This window comes from Kitasatospora sp. NPDC091257 (genome assembly GCF_044757675.1).
GTDB classification, from domain to species: domain Bacteria; phylum Actinomycetota; class Actinomycetes; order Streptomycetales; family Streptomycetaceae; genus Kitasatospora; species Kitasatospora lactacystinica.
The window spans coordinates 1-1,093 of sequence record NZ_JBIVVI010001864.1 but is presented as its reverse complement, the minus strand read 5'-3'; the positions used below and the strand labels follow the sequence as shown (position 1 = coordinate 1,093).

1 protein-coding gene is annotated in these 1,093 nt (G+C 73.2%); it reads right to left on the bottom strand.

Features of this window, described 5'->3' with window-relative positions:
• The coding region (locus ACIQOV_RS42530) for a HesA/MoeB/ThiF family protein (RefSeq protein ID WP_401056638.1) at window positions 1-1,061 on the bottom strand (1,061 nt) is incomplete at its 3' end.
• Window positions 1,062-1,093 lie beyond the last annotated feature (32 nt).

Here is a 1,093-nt window from a genome sequence, read left to right as displayed (position 1 = left end):
GTGGTCTGCTCTGCGGGGGCGATGAGGCTGTGCCGCTGGATGGTGCTCACCGGGTTGGCGTTGCGGGTGCCGGTGAGGTGGGTGAGGGCGGCGTGGGCGGCGTAGGCGCCGGCCAGCAGTGCGCTGGTGGAGATGACGGGGTTGCCGAGCGGCCGGGGCAGGGCGGCGGCCAGGACGTCTCCGCAGGTGCCGGACAGCCCGTAGGCGGTGGCGTCGAAGTGGCGCAGGCATTCCCAGCAGGGGCCGTCGCCGGTGCCCGGCGTGTAGAGGGCGGTGCTGATCAGCGGGCCGTGGTAGCCGGGGTCGATCCACGCGCAGGAGGTGGTCAGGGCGGCACGGTTGGCGGTCAGACGCAAGCTCTCGGGGTCGTCTGCGGCAAGGATGAGCAGGTCGCAGCGGCGCATCAGGCGCGCGAACTGCACCTGGAGGGCCATCTGTTCGGGATACAGGACGACGTCGAGGTCGGGGTGGCGTTCGAGCAGGCGCTCTCGGGCGGCGTCGACCTTGTACCGGCCGATGTCGGCGCGGGTGTAGAGGAGCTGGCGGTTCAGGTTGGAGTCCTCGACTCGGTCGTGGTCGGCCAGGATCAGGCAGCCGATTCCGGCGCCGGCCAGTGCGGCCGCAGCGGTGAGGCCGACGCCGCCGACGCCAACGACGGTCACCACGGCACGTGCCAGGATCTGCTGGACGTCCGAGCCGGTACGACTGGGGTCATGGTCGACCATCTCCCAGTACTCGATGCCGCGTTGGTGGAGTCGGGCGGTGCCGGGTTCCAGTCGGGTGGCCGGGCGGACCGGGGCGGCGTCCCGGACGTGTCCGGCCCGGATGAGGTCGAGGAGGAGCCGGTCGACCTGGGCGGCCGTGACGTCGGGGTGGCGGCTGGTGATCGCCCGGACGGCCTGGTCGGCCGTCAGGGTGCCGTCCAGGAGCTGGAGGAGGTGCAGGCGCCAGCCGGCGGGGTCGGGCAGGGTGCTCGCGAGGCCGGGCAGCGAGCCGATCTGGATTCGGCCGTCCGGTCGGATCGTGGGCTGGTGCTCGGCGCGCAGGCGGGGGTGGCTCACAGCGGGGCTCCTCGGGTCGAGGGCGGGGCGGG